This is a genomic window from Salinispora sp. H7-4 (assembly GCF_013416675.1).
GTDB lineage: Bacteria > Actinomycetota > Actinomycetes > Mycobacteriales > Micromonosporaceae > Micromonospora > Micromonospora vitiensis.
This window is the reverse complement of the sequence record NZ_JABZED010000003.1, coordinates 80,773-95,419: the sequence shown is the minus strand read 5'-3', so window position 1 is coordinate 95,419 and position 14,647 is coordinate 80,773. Positions and strand designations below refer to the sequence as shown.

Below are 14,647 nucleotides of genomic sequence, written 5' to 3'. Positions count from 1 at the left end.
TCACTGTGAGTGAGCGTGTCACCGTCGACATGTGGTTCGACCCGATCTGCCCGTGGGCGTGGATCACCTCTCGTTGGCTGCTGGAGGTCGAGCGGGTCCGGCCCGTGGAGATCCGCTTCCACGTGATGAGTCTGTCCGTGCTCAACGAGGGCCGGGACCTGCCGGCGGAGTACCAGGCGCTGATGAAGTCCGGGTGGGGTCCGGTCCGGGTCTGTGTCGCCGCCGAGCAGCGGTATGGCACCGGGGCGCTGCGGGACCTCTACACCGCGCTGGGCAACCGGATCCATCTGCAGTCCGAGCAGCTCACCGGGGAGCTGTTCACCGCTGCCCTGACCGACGCCGGGCTGGACCCGGAGCTGGCCGGGGCCGCCGAGCGCACCGAGTTCGACGAAGCGCTGCGCGCCAGCCACGAGGCGGGCATGCGGCCGGTCGGCACCGACGTCGGTACCCCCGTCATCCATGCCCCGGGTCCGGACGGGAAACCGGTCGCCTTCTTCGGCCCGGTCGTCACCCCGGCTCCCCGGGGCGAGGTCGCCGGCCGACTGTGGGATGGAGTCCTGCTGGTCGCCGCCACGCCGGGGTTCTTCGAACTCAAGCGCTCCCGTGAGCTCGACCCCATCTTCGACTGAGTGCGCGGCGGGCCCCGGCATCGCCCGGGAGATGCCCGGGGCCCGCAGTACCGCCGGTATCGGGGGTTGCTCCGGCGCGCAGCGGGTGGGCCCGGATACCGGGGATGAGCGATACCGGTAGCGTCAGCGGGCATGACGGTCGCCCATCCAATCGCCCGGGCCTGGATCACCACCGGCGGCACCGGCGCGCAGAACTACGATGAGTTCGCCGACGACGCGGAGATCACCTCGATCATCGAGGTGAATCCGCACAGCGCCCTCGGCATCGAGATGCCGCATCGGGCCCCGGAGAGCAGGGGGAAGGCCTTTCTCGACGCGCTCCCGGAGGCGGTAGCCCGGCTTGCCGAGGCGAAGGCGGCGGGCAGCTACACCCCCGCCGAGCAGGTGGTGGTCCTCTACCGGATCAGCGCCCCGCAGGAGGAGCCCGGGTACGGGCTGTTCGTCATGGTCGACACCGACCAGATCTCCACCAGCGCCGCCGAGCCGGGCTTGGTCATCCGCAACGAGGATGTCTTCATCGCCAAGGTGCGCGAGCGGGTGGCCCTGGCCGAGGCGCTGGGGCATCTGCTGTCGCCGGTGCTCCTGCTGCAGACCGGCCGGGGCGACGAGCTACACACCGCCCTCGCGGCGGCGGCCGACCGGGCCGGGGCGCCGGCGGCGACCGACACCGACCAGACCGGACGGACGCACGCCATCTGGCTGGTCGGTCCGGGCGAGCAGCAGGACGAGCTGACCGCTCTGGCCGGCGGTGGCGAGCTGGTCGTCGCCGACGGCAACCACCGCAGTCTGGCGGCCCAGACCGGCGGGCTACCGCGCTTCCTGGCCGTGGTCACCACGCCGGCCTCGGTCGCCATCGCCCCGTACAACCGGTTGGTTGACGAGCTCACCACCAGCCCAGCTGAGGTGATCGACCGGCTCCGCGCGGCCGGTGCCCAGGTCGAGCCGATCGACGGCCCGGTCGAGGTCCCGGCGGCCGGCGGCACCATCCACCTCCGGCTCCCCGATGCGGCGTACGCCGTACGCCTGCCTCCGGTCGGCGCGGGGCGCCTGGAGAACCTGGACCATGCCCTGGTCGAGCGGTTGCTGCTGCGGGACACGCTGGGGCTGGACCCGGGCGACAAGCGGATCACCTACGTCGGCGGCGACTACCCGGCGAGCTGGCTCACCGGTGAGGTTGACGCCGGCCGCGCCGAGCTGGCCGTGCTCGTCGCACCGGTGACCGTGGACGACTTCGTCGCGGTGAACCTGGCGCGGGAGAAGATGCCCCGCAAGAGCACCTGGTTCACCCCGAAGGCCCGTGGCGGCCTGGTCGTCGCCGAGTTGCTGTCCGGACCGGGCGGAGGGTAGGCACACCCACCCGGGCTGTGCTGAAGTTGTCTCCGACCGACCCGCGAGCGTCGGTCGGAGTCACCTCCTGTCAGACTGCCGGTATGCGTGTCTACCTGGGATCCGACCACGCCGGTTTCGAGCTGAAGGCGCACTTGGCCAACCACCTGGCCAAGGAGGGGTACGACGTGGTTGACGTCGGCCCGCACGCCTACGACCCGGACGACGACTACCCGGCGTTCTGCCTACACACCGGCGACCGGGTGGTTGCCGACCGGGGTAGCCTCGGCGTGGTTATCGGGGGCTCCGGCAACGGGGAGCAGATCGCCGCGAACAAGATCGACGGTGTGCGGGCAGCACTGGCCTGGAGTATCGACACCGCGCACCTGGCCCGGGAGCACAACAACGCCAACGTGGTCGCGATCGGCGGGCGGCAGCACACCCTCGATGAGGCCACCGCCATCGTCGAGGCGTTCCTGACCACGCCGTTCTCCGAAAAGCAACGACACACCCGCCGCATCGACCAGGTGGCTGACTACGAGCGCACCCGGAAGCTTCCGGACCTGCCCTGAACCGGGCCGTTCACCGGCGGGGGAGGTCCTCGCGTGGAACCCAGTTCCGGCGGACCAGGACTACCCGGGCCTCCGCCTCCGCCAGGTCCTGCTCCGTCGGTCGGGTGGCGTCCCGGGCTCGCATCGCCGCGGTCACGCTCAGCTGCGACGAGCCCGAGCCGACCAGGCCCCGCAGCCCGCGTTCGCTCTCCTCGGCGCCGCCCCGGCGGACCCGGGACGGCTGGCCGCCGCTCTGTCCCCCGGCCGCGGTCCGGGCCGGGCTCGGGCTCTCGGTGGTGGGGTCAGCGGGTTTCCGGTGCCGCCGCCGTCGTCGTTCCACGTCACCCATCAACCGACCGTACCCCGCGGTGTCCGAAGATCTCGATGGCAGCGGGAGGCCGGTGCTGACCGGACCCACGTTTGTGTGCTGGCTACCCTCGATAGGCAGACGGGGTCCGCCGGTCCCCGTCTGGTCCAGGGGAGGGACGACATGGCCGACCAGACGCAACCGTGGGCCGAGCGGACCGTCGAGGTGCCGCCGCAGCCAGGCGTCGGGGTGCCGCCGCAGCCCGGGATCGGGGTGCCGCCGCAGTGGGGAGGCGGGATGCCGCCGCAGCCGGATGCCTTCCAGCGGGGGGTGGCCTCGGTAGGGCAGACCGGCGTCGGTCGGACCACGCCGTTCCCGGTGGTCGAGCCGGAGCAGGACGGAGCGGGCTGGCCGGAGGCGCGGCCTTCGCGTCGGCCGATGAGCTGGCACCTCGCGCAGCTCCGCCCGGGCCGGGAGTGGAGCGCCGGCGGAGCACTCTTCGCGTTCGTCTGTTGGGGGATCTGGGCGATTTCGGGTGGCGGTAACCTCGCCGCACCACTGTTGATCTTTCTGCTGAGTCTGCTGGTCGCGGTCGGGCTCTTCGCCCTCGCCCGGCTTGTTGGCCGGGTGGTACTGGAGCAGCGTCTGGGCCGGGTGCGACGCGGCGCCCGCGGCGCGCACCTGGTGACGGCGGTCTTTCTGGTCAGCCTCGGCTTCGGGTGGCTCAAGCAGACCGAGTGGGTGGTGTCGTTCTGGAGCTGGATCACCAACAGTTGACGGGGCGGGTCTTCCGTCCGTTGACTTGAGTCGCCGTTGAGTGGAGCTCGGGAGAATCGGTCGGCTCAGCTTGGAGCCGGACCCGAGGAGCTCCGTGACGTACGCATCAGTGGCCGGACTGGTTGCCGACCGTGCCGCTCCTGTCGCGGGGGTGGCGGGCTGATGGGTTGGCTCCGGCGAATCGCGTCCGAGTTGGCGTTCGGCCTGAGCCTGTTCGGGGCGTCGGTCGTCGGAATGGATCCCCGGGAGATTCTGCGGGGCGGTCGGGCCCGCTGGGGTGACGCGGCGCCCGCGGGCGGTGCCGGCCCGGAAGGCGACTCTGTCCCGGCCGACAGTTTCCCCCCGGTCGTTGGGGGTCCGCCGGCTGGCGCTTCCAGGCGGCGGGTTATCGAGCAGCCGCCGCCGGGTCACCCGGAGCGGCTGGTCCCAGATCAGCCCCTCACCGACGAGGAGCGGCGGATCTGGCGCCAGTTGTGGTGATCATCCGGGCCCCCTGTGCTGCGGGTGGCGGTCAGCTGTCCGCCGTCCAGCTCGCCGCCGACTAGCCCGAATCCCGCAGTGACCTCGATCGTGGGTCGGCATCGCGCCCCTGGCCTTGGGCGGTCGTTGCGGCAGCGCCGGGTCGAATGGCGGTGCGCATTGCTGGCCGGTGGCGCGCATTGTCGGCCGGCGGTGAGCGTTGCCGGCGGGGGCGGGGACTGCTAGAGTTTCACGTGTAAGTAAAAAATGACATGTGAAGGGGTCTTGTGTCAGTGAGCGGACCGACCGGAGACGACCTGGTCGAGATGCTGGCGGCTCTGGCCAATCCGATTCGACTGCGCATCGTCGCAACCTTGGCCGGCCGTCGTGACTACGTGAGCCAGCTGGCCCGCGAGCTTGGAGTGAGTCGTCCACTCCTGCACATGCACCTGCGGCGGCTGGAGGCAGCAGGCCTGATCACCGGCCGGCTCGAGCTCTCCGACGATGGGAAAGCCATGAAGTACTACGAAGTCACCGACTTCGATCTACATCTGACCGCATCGGCGGTGGCCGAGGCGGCCCAGACCCTCACCCGGCCGGACCCAGGAAAGGGTCCCGCACCCAAGGAGTCAACGTAATGGACCCGCTTGGAGGGGAAATGTCCTGGCCAACGACAGTCTTCCTGCTGGTCGTGGTCATCGTGGCGGCCTTCCTGGTCGCCCTGGTCATCGTCGGGCTGTTCGAGGGCCGAAAGGAGAAGCGGGCAGCCGCCCGCGCAGACGACCTGCGTCAGCTCGTGCACCGGTTCGAGAAGCTCGCCGAGAACACTCTCGACGCCCAGCAGCGAAGCGCCGTTGACCTCGCCGAACTACGAACCCGTACCGCATCGATCGAACACATCCTCCGCAGCGTGGAATGAGAGGGAACCGATGAAAGGAATCCGTTACTACGCGTACGGCTCGTCCGACGTCCTCACCCTTGAAGATCTCGAGATGCCGGCCGTCGGTGCCGACGACGTGCTGGTCCGGGTGCGGGCCGCCTCGGTCAACCCGTTGGACTGGCACATGATGCGCGGCAGCCCGTACATCACCCGGGCCCAGGGTGGGCTGGCCCGTCCCAAGGCGAACACGCTCGGGTACGACCTGGCCGGGCAGGTCGAAGCGGTGGGCAGTAACGTCACCACGCTCGAGGTCGGAGACGAGGTGTTCGCCCTGCAGCAGGGGGCGTTCGCCGAGTACGTCACGATGCGCCACGACGCCGGAGTGCTGAAAAAGCCGGCCAGCCTGACCCTGGAACAGGCCGCCTCCGTGCCGGTGGCCGCCCTCACCGCCTACCAGGCGCTACGGCACCACGGGCGGCTGCAACCCGGTCAGCGGCTCCTGGTCAACGGCGCGGCGGGTGGCGTGGGCACCTTCGCCGTACAGATCGGCAAGGCACTGGGAGCCGAGGTGACCGGGGTCTGCAGCAGCCGAAACGTCGAGCTGGTCCGCGATCTGGGTGCCGACCATGTCATCGACTACACCACAGCGGATTTCACCCGCGGCGGACGACGCTACGACCTGCTCCTCGACAACGTCGGTAACCACCCGCTGCTCGCCTGCCGACGCATGCTCACCCCGCGGGGCACACTCATCCTCAACAGCGGTACGGGCGACGGGCTGCTCGGCCCGCTGGCTCGCGTACTCCGTGGGCTCGCCCTGTCGCCGTTCGTACGGCAACGCCTGGTGTTCTTCGTGGCGAGCCCCAACCGGGACGACCTGGCGGCGCTGTGCGATCTCTTCGAATCCGGAAAGGTCACCCCGGTCCTCGACCGGACCTACCCCCTGAGCGAGGTGCCCGAGGCGATCAGCTACCTGGAGGGAGGCCACGCCCGGGGAAAGGTCATCATCACCGTCTGACCGGCCGGTTCACCTCGTTCGACGTCGCACTGCACGCCGGCCCTGAGCCGGGCCGGATTACGAGAGTACGAGGAACGTGGGGACCGCGACCAGCACACCCACGGCGGCTCCGGCGAGGACCTGGCTGGTGGTGTGATCGCGGAGCCGGACCCGCGACCAGGCGACCAGCGCCACGACCGGGACGACGACGAGAAGTGCCGGGCCGAAGACGTTGATGAGCACACCAGCGGAGCCGGCCGACACCGCGGCATGCGCGCTGAGCTTCCACACCTGGTTGATCCCGGTGGTGACCAGCAGGACCGCGAACATCACGACAACCATCGCGACAAGCGGCCGCGGCGCACCCAGCAAGACCAGCACGACGAGGCCGGCGAGCAGGGAGAACAGTCCGTAGACCAGTGGCTTGCGGCGTTGTTCGCGGACGCCGATGTGGTGATCGGTGAGCGTGCCGCGACGTACGCCGAAATAGATGATGCCGTACGGCACGAGGGAACCGAACAGGACGGCGAGCAGCCCCCAACCGAGCCCGGCGAACCACGACGGCGCGGTGGCGTGGAGGGCGACGGCGAGTGGCATGGCCGTCGCCCACACCGCCGGCGCGAACGCCTCCGTGACTGTGCGGGCGGCGCGACTCGACGTTGGGTGCGGGGCGGCTACCTCGGTAGATCCGACCACAGAGCTTCCTACCTCTTGACTTCTTCGGCGAATGGCGCCGGCGGGGTACGGGGAACGTGCCAGGAGCCATCCCGTCGAATGGTAGGCCCGAGCCACCTGGGTGGCAGCATTGGACCCCGTCAGTTTCGGGCCGGTCGGTGGTCCGTGCTGGAACCGCACAGTGCTACCACACCGGGGCCGATTCACCGGGAGGGCAACGTGAGCCGGAGCGCCATGAACACCGATGACCGGCGCGGCGGGGGCACCGCCGGCACGGTTGGGGGGCGACGGGGCTCCTGGGCCGGCTACGGCGCTGGCCTCTGGTCGCTGTCGTTCGCCGGGTTGAGCTTCCACTGGGCGGCTGGCGGCCGGTTGGGACAGGGCACGCTCGGCCCGGCCGTTGAAGGGCCTGCGCTGGCCCGGGAGCCGGCGTTCGTCGCGGCAGCGCCCCACGCGGCGAGCAGCAGCACCCAGCGCCGCATCCGGCGGGGCGTCCGGTCGCCGGGGCCAGGCCGAGCGGCGCCTTCGCCGCGTCCAGCCGCCGGCGGATGACACCAACCGGATCAAAGCGCCAGCTCAGCCCGCAAGTTCGGCCGTACGGGTGAGGGCCCCTCGTCGCACGACATAGGACAGGGCGAAGCCCGTCAGCAAGACCATCAGCAACGGCAAAAAGCTGACATCCTCGGACATGTGCACGAACAGCGGCGTCTCGGTCTCGCTGCGCACCCCACCCAGGTCCGTGGCCCCACCGGTCAGCATCGCGGGCAACCAGTGCAGGGCGTACTCCCGGGGTGCATCGGTCGAGCTGAACCTCATCAGCACGAACGCAACGAGCGCCGCGTTAATCGCAATGGCACCACCAACCACGCTGACGACGGTCGCGTGGAGTGTGTGCCGGTGTCGTACCAAGCTTGCGGTGGAGAAGAGGACCGCGGCCCAGAGCGCGGCGGCCAGCGCTACCGCCAACGAACGCATACCGAATGGCCCCGTGATCAGCGTCAGCGCTGTTACCGATGTGGTAAGGGTCGCCATCATGGGCAGAAGTCGCCAGTGCCGCCGTTTGGCCAGCCTCCCGCCAAGCACGACGGCTGCCGCCAACAGCGCAACTACGACCCCGGTGTAGAGCAGGTCGTCGGACATGGATGCCCCTTCCCGCCGGACCCTTCGATGCGGCAGTGGACCATAGCAATGGCGGGTGGGCTTCGCTATCCCGGAAAGTGGGCTCCGCGCCGGGAACGGTTGGTGGTCCCAGGTGCGCGGTAGCGGTCAGCCACGGTGTGCGGTGTCGATGACGAGGTCGGCGCGGTCGCGGGTGCCGTCGGCGGCGAAGAACTTCTCCTCCTCGACCATCCACTTCTGCCAGAGCTGCGCGGCGCCGGCGAAGGAGCGGTCGCGGGCGAGGCCGCGCGCCAGCCGCAACGGTACCGGTGCGTCGACCCAGATCGCGTAGGCGAGCCAACCGATCGTGTCGCGGCGGGTGCAGGTGAGTCCTTCGAGGATCACGACCGGGGCCCAGGGTTGGGTCTTCCACCCGCCGAGCCGGTTGCCGTACCAGTCCGTCCAGTCCCGCGCTTGGTAGTGGGCATCCTGGCCGCGTAGCAGCGGGGTGAGTACCTGGGCGTCGAAGCGAGGCCACCAGCCGGCGAAGTTGTCCCACGAGGCTTACCGCCCCCTGGACTGTCGGGCCCCGGGGGGGGCGACTTGCCGTGTCGCCGGCTCTCCACCCGGCGGGTACAGATCGGGACAGCGCCGGTCCAGGGGCCCCGGTACGGTCCGCCGGGTGAACCCTGCATCGAGGCGTGCACCTACCGTCCGCATTCTCGGCAGCATGGCCCTGGTCGCCGGCTTCCCCGTCTCGGTCATCACGCTGTCAAGCGACACCGGGCCGACCGAGGTGCACATCCTGGCAGGCTTCCTCGGCGCCAGCGGGATTGGACTGCGCATCGAAGCCGCGATCCGCGAATCTCGGACTTGACCTGAGCCGGAAGGGCTGTGACCGCTATCGCACCCCGGCGCGCCCGGTGGCGACCGTCGTCCAGGTAACGAGAACGGCCCAGGTTCGGCGATCACGCCGTTGACCTGGGCCGGAGCGCGTGGAGCGGGCGACGAGAATCGAACTCGCACCGTCAGTTTGGAAGACTGAAGCTCTGCCATTGAGCTACGCCCGCGACGGCCTCCGTGTGGAGGTGCGCCGACAGCGTACCCAATGCCGCCGATCTCCGCGCAGCCTGCCCATCGCTGTGGTCGGGAACGAACCTCGGGCCCGGTCCGGGCGCGTTCGGGACAGTCCTGCTCCTCGGGGGTACGGTGCGACCGGAGGGGTTGCTGTTGCCGTCCCCCGCGAGCCATCCGACGAGCTCCGTCGGTCGACCCAACGGCGGAACACGCCATCGGGTGTGGGCCCCGGGGAACTGTGCGTGGGCGTGGACGGCATAGACTGCATCCCGCCACGGGGTGTGGCGCAGCTTGGTAGCGCACTCGCTTTGGGAGCGAGGGGCCGTGGGTTCAAATCCCGCCACCCCGACTGTCGTTCGCGGCCGGGTCGACCCGGGCACCGCCGTTCTGCGTGTGGTTCCCGGGCGCTGCCTGCAGGCCGCACCGGCTCGCCTACACTCGATGGGCTGTAGACAGCGCCCAGACCACCAAGATCCGTCAAGGAGTACGCCTGTGAAGAGCACCGTCGAGACTCTGAGCCCGACGCGCGTGCGGCTCGCCATCGAGGTGCCGTTCGTCGAGCTCGAGCCGAGCCTCAAGAAGGCGTACCGGGAGATCGGCCAGCAGGTCCAGGTTCCCGGCTTCCGCCGGGGGAAGGTTCCGGCCGCCGTGATCGATCAGCGGGTCGGCCGGGGCACCGTGCTCAACGAGGCGGTCCAGGAGGCCATCCCGCAGAACATCCTCTCGGCGGTGCGCGAGCACGACCTGAAGACGCTCGGTCGTCCCGAGGTCGAGATCACCGAGTTCGCGGACGGTGACTCGCTCAACTTCACCGCCGAGGTGGACATCCGGCCGGAGCTCAACCTCCCCGACCTGTCGACGGTCGAGGTGACCGTTGACGAGCTGATGATCGATGACAGCGAGATCGACGAGCAGGTGCAGAGCCTGCGGGAGCGGTTCGCGACGCTGAAGACCGTCGAGCGGGCGGCCGCCGAGGGCGACTTCGTGCAGATCGACCTGAACGCGACCGTTGACGGCGAGGAGGTCCCGGGGGGCTCGGCGACCAACCTCTCGCACGAGGTCGGCAGCAAGCAGCTCCTGCCGGGCCTGGATGAGGCCGTCGTCGGTCTGGCGGCCGACGCGAGCACCACCTTCACCACGCAGTTGGTCGGCGGGGACTACGCCGGCCGCGACGCCGAGGTCTCGGTGACCGTCCGCACGGTCAAGGAGAAGGAGCTGCCGGAGCTGGACGACGACTTCGCCGAGCTGGCGAGTGAGTTTGACACCATGGCGGAGCTTCGCGACGACGTCCGCGAGCGGGTGACCCGGAGTAAGCAGGTCGAGCAGATCTACGCCGCCCGGGACAAGGCCCTCGAGCAGATTGTCGAGGCGGCCGAGGTGCCGGCGCCGGAGGGCGTTGTCCGCGAGGAGGTCGAGAGCCGCAAGGCGGCGATGGTGGATCAGCTCGAGCGGATCGGTGCCTCGATGGAGGAGTACCTCGCGGCCGAGGAGAAGACCGAGGAGCAGATCAACACCGAGCTGACCGAGGCGGCCACCCAGGGCGTTAAGATTCAGCTCCTGCTGGACACGGTCGCCGACGCGCAGGAGATTCAGGTCTCCGACGACGAGTTCGGTCACGAGATCGTGCACCGGGCGCAGCGCGCCGGGGTGGCTCCGCAGCAGTTCTACGACCAGCTGGTCCGCTCCGGTGCCGCCGGCGCGATCTTCGGTGACGTCCGGCGGGGCAAGGCCCTGGCCTCGATCATGGATCACATCACGATCAAGGACGCCAACGGCGAGGCGGTCAGCCTCGACGCCCTGCGGGCCGAGAACGAGGCCGCGCACGCACACGCTCACGCGGAATGATCTTTGGTTTCGGCCGCCGTCCCCGCCGTTGGCTGGGGCGACGGCCGAAACCTGTTTTTGGGTACGCCTGACCGGGCTGCGCTGAGAGCGAACAGTGCCCCGACCGGGGTTCTGCCACTCGGTCGAGCCGTTAGTGTCGGGTAGGACGGTACGGAGAGCGAAGGGCTGCCATGACCGACATGCACATCCCGCCGACGCCGCTCCGGGCGATCGACGCCCGCGGTGGCGACAACATTGGCAACCTCGACGACTCGGTCTACAACCGGTTGCTCAAGGAGCGGATCATCTTCCTGGGCAGCGAGGTGACCGACCAGGTCGCCAACCGCATCTGCGCGCAGCTGCTGCTGCTCGCCGCGGAGGACCCGGACCGCGACATCAACCTTTGGATCAACTCGCCGGGCGGCTCGGTCTACTCGGGCATGGCGATCTACGACACGATGCAGTTCATCGACAACGACGTGTCCACGGTGGCGATGGGCATGGCGGCCTCAATGGGCCAGCTGCTGCTCTGCGCCGGCACCAAGGGCAAGCGGTACGCCCTGCCGCACGCCCGGATCATGATGCACCAGCCGTCGGGTGGCATGGGCGGCACCGCCTCGGACATCGCCATCCAGGCGGAGCAGATGCTCTACACCAAGCGGATGTTCCAGGAGCGGGTCGCCTTCCACACCGGCCAGACTCAGGCGGAGATCGAGGCAGACTCGGACCGGGACCGTTGGTTCACCGCCCAGGAGGCCATGGAGTACGGCTTCATCGACAAGGTGATCACCGGGGCCGCTCAGGTTCCGGAAGGCGCCGGGACCCTGAGCTGAGCGAGGAGCTGACGATGACCGACCTGAGCCTGCCGCCGCAGTTCGCGGCCGTGCACAACCGTTACGTCCTGCCGTCCTTCGTCGAGCGCACGTCGTACGGGGTCAAGGAGTCCAACCCGTACAACAAGCTCTTCGAGGATCGGATCATCTTCCTCGGGGTCCAGGTGGATGACGCGTCGGCCAACGACGTGATGGCCCAGCTGCTCACGCTGGAGGGCACGGACCCGGACCGCGACATCATCATGTACATCAACTCGCCGGGTGGCTCGTTCACGGCCATGACGGCGATCTACGACACGATGCAGTACGTCCGGCCGGATATCCAGACGGTCTGCCTGGGGCAGGCGGCCAGTGCGGCGGCGGTGCTGCTCTCGGCCGGCACGCCCGGTAAGCGGATGGCACTGCCGAATTCGCGGATCATCATCCACCAGCCTGCCACGGAGGGGGGCTACGGGCAGGGCTCGGATATCGAGATCCAGGCCCGGGAGATTCTGCGGATGCGTACCCAGCTGGAAGAAATGCTCTCCCGGCACTGCAACCAGCCGGTGGAGAAGGTCCGCAAGGATATCGACCGGGACAAGATTATGACGGCCGAGGAGTCCCGCGAGTACGGGCTGGTAGACACCATCCTCACCAGCCGTAAGAAGGGCTTGCTGGCCGCCAACGCCGCCAACTGAGCCGGATTGGGTCAGAGGTCGGCCGGGGGTAGCCTCGACCGACCTCTGACACACCCGTATTTGGGGTCGGAGAAACCCGCGCCAACGGGTAACGTCGGGTCTGTGCCGCTTCGCCGGTCGATCCGGCCGGTAGCTGAGATGGGCGGCGCGGGGTCCGGGAGCCATGGCCGGATCACTGGCCGACGAGTGCAGGGAGACTGTAGGTGGCACGGATCGGTGACGGCGGCGACCTGCTGAAGTGCTCCTTCTGTGGGAAATCGCAGAAGCAGGTCAAGAAGCTTATCGCTGGTCCCGGTGTCTATATCTGCGACGAGTGTATCGATCTGTGTAACGAGATCATCGAAGAAGAGCTGGCCGAGTCGGGCGAAGTGAAGTGGGAAGAGCTTCCCAAGCCGATGGAGATCTGCCAGTTCCTCGACAATTACGTCGTGGGTCAGGCTCAGGCCAAGAAGGCTCTCGCCGTCGCGGTCTACAACCACTACAAGCGAATTCAGGCCGAGACGGCCGGGGCGCCCAGCGTGGACAGCGTTGAGCTGGCCAAGTCCAACATCCTGCTGCTTGGCCCCACCGGGTGTGGCAAGACCCACCTGGCGCAGACCCTGGCTCGGATGCTCAACGTGCCGTTCGCCATCGCGGACGCCACTGCCCTGACCGAGGCCGGCTACGTCGGGGAGGACGTGGAGAACATCCTCCTCAAGCTGATCCAGGCTGCCGACTACGACGTCAAGCGCGCCGAGACCGGGATCATCTATATCGACGAGGTCGACAAGATCGCGCGCAAGTCGGAGAATCCGTCGATTACCCGCGATGTCTCCGGCGAGGGCGTGCAGCAGGCCCTCCTCAAGATGCTGGAGGGGACGGTTGCGAACGTTCCGCCCCAGGGCGGCCGCAAGCATCCGCATCAGGAGTTCATCCAGATCGACACCACCAACGTGCTTTTCATCTGCGGCGGTGCCTTCGCCGGCCTCGACCAGATTATTGAGGCGCGTACCGGTCACGGCGGCACGGGTTTCGGTGCCCGGCTGCGGGCGGTCTCGGAGCGTTCCACCGATGACACCTTCAGCCAGGTGATGCCGGAGGACATGCTGAAGTTCGGTCTGATCCCCGAGTTCATCGGTCGGCTTCCGGTGATCACCAACGTACGCAGCCTCGACCGTGAGGCCCTGGTGCAGATCCTCACCGAGCCGCGAAATGCGCTCGTCCGGCAGTACCAGCGCCTCTTCGAGTTGGACGGCGTCGAGCTGGAGTTCGAGCAGTCGGCCCTGGAGGCGATCGCCGACCAGGCGATGCTCCGGGGCACCGGTGCCCGCGGCCTTCGGGCGATCATGGAGGAGGTTCTGCTCTCCGTGATGTACGAGGTGCCGAGCAACCCCGACGCGGCCCGCGTTCTGATCAATCGCGAAGTGGTGCTGGAGAACGTCAACCCGACGATTGTTCCGCGTGAGTTCACCAGCCGCCGGGCGCGGCGGGAGCGTGAGGAGAAGTCGGCGTGACCGGGTTGGTTCGTCCCGGGGGCTAGCCGAGCCCGCAAGGTCCGCCCGCTGCCTCGCTGTTGCCAACCCCGCAACGTCGTGTTGCGAACCCCGCAACCTTGCTGTTGCCAACTGTGCCGCGGCCGTAGTCCTGCGCCTGTTCCGCTGACTCCCCTGCCCGTAACCTGGGTCCATGCGAGTCGCGGTCTGCCAGTTGAACGCCCGGGAGGACCGAGGGTCAAATCTGGCAGCAGCCGAGGCCCTGCTGGAGCGGGCGGCGGTCGGCGGTGCCGATCTGGCGATCCTCCCCGAATACGTCGACTATCTCGGCCCGGCCGCCGGGCAACCGGTCGCGGAGCCGGTGGACGGGGAGGTCGGGACCTTCTTTTCCGGCGCCGCGCAGCGGCTCGGTATCTGGGTCGTGGTTGGCTCGATTCACGAGCGGGGCCCGGATCCGGAGCATTCGTACAACACCTGCCTGGTGTTCGATCGCTCCGGGACGCTCGCCGCCACCTATCGCAAGATCCACTTGTACGACGTGGAGATTCCCGGTCGGGTGTCGTATCTGGAGTCAGCCACGGTCGCCGCTGGCGTGCAGCCGGTCGTCGTAGACGTGGAGGGCCTTCGGGTTGGGCTGTCGATCTGCTACGACCTCCGCTTTCCCGAGCTCTATCGTCAGCTCGTTACGGACGGTGCGGCGGAGCTACTCCTTGTCCCGGCAGCTTTCATGCTGCACACGGGGCGGGACCACTGGGAGGTGCTGTTGCGTGCCCGGGCCATCGAGAACCAGTGCTTCGTTGCGGCTGCCGCCCAGACGGGGGACCACGAGCCGAGCCGTACCTGCTTCGGGCGCAGCATGGTGATAGATCCCTGGGGGACAGTGCTCGCCCAGGTGCCGGATGGTTCTGGGCTCGCGATTGTCGACCTCGACCTGGAGCGGCTGCGGACGGTCCGGGCCGAGTTGCCGAGCCTGGCCAACCGTCGCCTCCAGCTTCCCTGAGCCCCCCGAACGGTCTTCGGCCACGAAAATGGCCTGACCGTGGAGTCCTGAGCTGCAGGCGGCGA

Annotated in this window: 18 protein-coding genes, 2 tRNA genes and 1 pseudogene; 16 read left to right on the top strand and 5 right to left on the bottom strand. The window is 68.7% G+C overall.

The genetic code is table 11. The annotated features are described in order from the left end of the window. The first annotated feature begins 5 nt into the window (after positions 1-5). The 3 genes from H0524_RS02340 to H0524_RS02330 all read left to right on the top strand — a co-directional run bounded on the left by H0524_RS02340 (position 6) and on the right by H0524_RS02330 (position 2,527). A complete protein-coding gene (locus H0524_RS02340) occupies positions 6-629 on the top strand; it encodes a disulfide bond formation protein DsbA (RefSeq protein WP_180197192.1) in 624 nt (207 codons plus the stop codon). A 132-nt stretch (positions 630-761) separates the two neighbouring features. Next, positions 762-1,976, top strand: a complete 1,215-nt coding sequence (locus tag H0524_RS02335; RefSeq protein WP_180197191.1) for a DUF1015 family protein — start codon at positions 762-764, stop codon at positions 1,974-1,976. Between the two features lie 83 nt (positions 1,977-2,059). Next, entirely contained in the window at positions 2,060-2,527 is a 468-nt protein-coding gene (locus H0524_RS02330; protein WP_018727837.1) for a ribose-5-phosphate isomerase, read from the top strand. 10 nt (positions 2,528-2,537) lie between these two features. Here the strand turns inward: H0524_RS02330 and H0524_RS02325 are convergent, their stop codons facing one another. Next, positions 2,538-2,855 (bottom strand): hypothetical protein, encoded by a 318-nt coding sequence (locus tag H0524_RS02325; RefSeq protein ID WP_180197190.1) that lies wholly within the window; start codon positions 2,853-2,855, stop codon positions 2,538-2,540. 141 nt (positions 2,856-2,996) lie between these two features. Between H0524_RS02325 and H0524_RS02320 the strand changes: the two genes are divergently transcribed. The 5 genes from H0524_RS02320 (at position 2,997) to H0524_RS02305 (ending at position 5,947) form a co-directional block, all read left to right on the top strand. Next, positions 2,997-3,590, top strand: coding sequence for a hypothetical protein (locus H0524_RS02320; RefSeq protein WP_180197189.1), 594 nt, complete (start codon positions 2,997-2,999; stop codon positions 3,588-3,590). A 162-nt stretch (positions 3,591-3,752) separates the two neighbouring features. Continuing rightward, positions 3,753-4,070, top strand: a complete 318-nt coding sequence (locus H0524_RS24420; RefSeq protein ID WP_255435755.1) for a DUF6059 family protein — start codon at positions 3,753-3,755, stop codon at positions 4,068-4,070. A gap of 266 nt (positions 4,071-4,336) precedes the next feature. Further along, a complete protein-coding gene (locus tag H0524_RS02315; RefSeq protein WP_050576931.1) occupies positions 4,337-4,687 on the top strand; it encodes a winged helix-turn-helix domain-containing protein in 351 nt (116 codons plus the stop codon). A 20-nt stretch (positions 4,688-4,707) separates the two neighbouring features. Beyond that, positions 4,708-4,968, top strand: a complete 261-nt coding sequence (locus H0524_RS02310) for a hypothetical protein (protein WP_018216654.1) — start codon at positions 4,708-4,710, stop codon at positions 4,966-4,968. A gap of 10 nt (positions 4,969-4,978) precedes the next feature. Beyond that, on the top strand, positions 4,979-5,947 hold the full coding sequence (locus tag H0524_RS02305; protein WP_180197188.1) for an NAD(P)-dependent alcohol dehydrogenase: 969 nt from the start codon (positions 4,979-4,981) through the stop codon (positions 5,945-5,947). A 57-nt stretch (positions 5,948-6,004) separates the two neighbouring features. Here the strand turns inward: H0524_RS02305 and H0524_RS02300 are convergent, their stop codons facing one another. Further along, positions 6,005-6,523 (bottom strand): phosphatase PAP2 family protein, encoded by a 519-nt coding sequence (locus H0524_RS02300; protein WP_218941353.1) that lies wholly within the window; start codon positions 6,521-6,523, stop codon positions 6,005-6,007. A 297-nt stretch (positions 6,524-6,820) separates the two neighbouring features. On the opposite strand from H0524_RS02300, the gene H0524_RS02295 reads away from it, so the two are divergent. Beyond that, positions 6,821-7,153, top strand: a complete 333-nt coding sequence (locus tag H0524_RS02295; protein WP_255435754.1) for a hypothetical protein — start codon at positions 6,821-6,823, stop codon at positions 7,151-7,153. A 24-nt stretch (positions 7,154-7,177) separates the two neighbouring features. Here the strand turns inward: H0524_RS02295 and H0524_RS02290 are convergent, their stop codons facing one another. Then, complete coding sequence (locus H0524_RS02290) at positions 7,178-7,741, bottom strand: hypothetical protein (RefSeq protein WP_180197186.1); 564 nt, start codon at positions 7,739-7,741, stop codon at positions 7,178-7,180. Between the two features lie 126 nt (positions 7,742-7,867). Continuing rightward, positions 7,868-8,260: pseudogene (locus H0524_RS25310) on the bottom strand (uridine kinase); the annotation flags it as partial. Between the two features lie 169 nt (positions 8,261-8,429). Between H0524_RS25310 and H0524_RS02280 the strand changes: the two are divergent. Then, complete coding sequence (locus H0524_RS02280; protein ID WP_180197185.1) at positions 8,430-8,576, top strand: hypothetical protein; 147 nt, start codon at positions 8,430-8,432, stop codon at positions 8,574-8,576. A gap of 119 nt (positions 8,577-8,695) precedes the next feature. On the opposite strand, the gene H0524_RS02275 is transcribed toward H0524_RS02280, so the two are convergent. After that, a tRNA-Gly gene (locus tag H0524_RS02275) sits at positions 8,696-8,769 on the bottom strand. A gap of 282 nt (positions 8,770-9,051) precedes the next feature. Between H0524_RS02275 and H0524_RS02270 the strand changes: the two genes are divergently transcribed. The 6 genes from H0524_RS02270 to H0524_RS02245 all read left to right on the top strand — a co-directional run bounded on the left by H0524_RS02270 (position 9,052) and on the right by H0524_RS02245 (position 14,582). Next, positions 9,052-9,125: transfer RNA gene (locus H0524_RS02270), tRNA-Pro, on the top strand. 143 nt (positions 9,126-9,268) lie between these two features. Then, a complete protein-coding gene (tig, locus tag H0524_RS02265) occupies positions 9,269-10,621 on the top strand; it encodes a trigger factor (protein ID WP_180197184.1) in 1,353 nt (450 codons plus the stop codon). A 170-nt stretch (positions 10,622-10,791) separates the two neighbouring features. Next, complete coding sequence (locus H0524_RS02260; RefSeq protein ID WP_018216647.1) at positions 10,792-11,433, top strand: ATP-dependent Clp protease proteolytic subunit; 642 nt, start codon at positions 10,792-10,794, stop codon at positions 11,431-11,433. A gap of 14 nt (positions 11,434-11,447) precedes the next feature. Beyond that, entirely contained in the window at positions 11,448-12,110 is a 663-nt protein-coding gene (locus H0524_RS02255) for an ATP-dependent Clp protease proteolytic subunit (protein WP_018216646.1), read from the top strand. Between the two features lie 203 nt (positions 12,111-12,313). After that, entirely contained in the window at positions 12,314-13,603 is a 1,290-nt protein-coding gene (gene clpX, locus H0524_RS02250; RefSeq protein WP_018727848.1) for an ATP-dependent Clp protease ATP-binding subunit ClpX, read from the top strand. A 172-nt stretch (positions 13,604-13,775) separates the two neighbouring features. After that, complete coding sequence (locus tag H0524_RS02245; protein ID WP_180197183.1) at positions 13,776-14,582, top strand: carbon-nitrogen hydrolase family protein; 807 nt, start codon at positions 13,776-13,778, stop codon at positions 14,580-14,582. The last annotated feature ends 65 nt before the right edge of the window (positions 14,583-14,647 follow it).

Bases quoted from the DNA above. Each gene is read 5' to 3' on its own strand.
- H0524_RS02320 (WP_180197189.1), top strand. From the start codon at position 2,997: ATGGCCGACCAGACGCAACCGTGGGCCGAGCGGACCGTCGAGGTGCCG.
- H0524_RS02280 (WP_180197185.1), top strand. From the start codon at position 8,430: ATGGCCCTGGTCGCCGGCTTCCCCGTCTCGGTCATCACGCTGTCAAGC.
- H0524_RS02325 (WP_180197190.1), bottom strand. From the start codon at position 2,855: ATGGGTGACGTGGAACGACGACGGCGGCGGCACCGGAAACCCGCTGAC.
- H0524_RS02335 (WP_180197191.1), top strand. From the start codon at position 762: ATGACGGTCGCCCATCCAATCGCCCGGGCCTGGATCACCACCGGCGGC.
- H0524_RS02310 (WP_018216654.1), top strand. From the start codon at position 4,708: ATGTCCTGGCCAACGACAGTCTTCCTGCTGGTCGTGGTCATCGTGGCG.
- H0524_RS02245 (WP_180197183.1), top strand. From the start codon at position 13,776: ATGCGAGTCGCGGTCTGCCAGTTGAACGCCCGGGAGGACCGAGGGTCA.
- H0524_RS02300 (WP_218941353.1), bottom strand. From the start codon at position 6,523: ATGCCACTCGCCGTCGCCCTCCACGCCACCGCGCCGTCGTGGTTCGCC.
- H0524_RS02260 (WP_018216647.1), top strand. From the start codon at position 10,792: ATGACCGACATGCACATCCCGCCGACGCCGCTCCGGGCGATCGACGCC.
- H0524_RS02290 (WP_180197186.1), bottom strand. From the start codon at position 7,741: ATGTCCGACGACCTGCTCTACACCGGGGTCGTAGTTGCGCTGTTGGCG.
- H0524_RS02305 (WP_180197188.1), top strand. From the start codon at position 4,979: ATGAAAGGAATCCGTTACTACGCGTACGGCTCGTCCGACGTCCTCACC.
- H0524_RS24420 (WP_255435755.1), top strand. From the start codon at position 3,753: ATGGGTTGGCTCCGGCGAATCGCGTCCGAGTTGGCGTTCGGCCTGAGC.
- H0524_RS02330 (WP_018727837.1), top strand. From the start codon at position 2,060: ATGCGTGTCTACCTGGGATCCGACCACGCCGGTTTCGAGCTGAAGGCG.
- H0524_RS02255 (WP_018216646.1), top strand. From the start codon at position 11,448: ATGACCGACCTGAGCCTGCCGCCGCAGTTCGCGGCCGTGCACAACCGT.